Here is a 294-nt window from a genome sequence, read left to right as displayed (position 1 = left end):
GCCGCGTCCGCCGTTCTCGGTTAGAAGGACCGGACCGTCTGGACCGGCCCGTCTGACCGGAGAACGAACATGTCCCGCTACCACGCACGCATCACAGGAAAAGATCAGGCCGCATTGGCCGATCTCGTGACGAAGCATAAGGTTACGGTCGCGCGCCATACGATCGAGAAGGTCCACGGCGGCTATCGCGTCGACGCGCACGCCACCAATGCGCAGATCAAGGCGCTCGAAGCGGACGGCTACCAGGTCGAACGGCTGGAGGACGCCGAAGCGCAAGGCAAGGTGCGCCAGGCC

The 294-nt window shown here is 64.6% G+C and carries 1 pseudogene; it reads left to right on the top strand.

The annotated features are described in order from the left end of the window. Positions 1-69: 69 nt before the first annotated feature. Positions 70-294, top strand: a pseudogene (locus SB753_RS36285) (peptidase M14); the annotation flags it as partial.

The sequence above is a fragment of the Paraburkholderia sp. SIMBA_053 genome (genome assembly GCF_046534895.1).
Classification (GTDB): Bacteria; Pseudomonadota; Gammaproteobacteria; order Burkholderiales; family Burkholderiaceae; genus Paraburkholderia; species Paraburkholderia caledonica.
Note: the sequence above shows the minus strand (reverse complement) of the source record. Positions and strands in the feature narration are given on the sequence as shown.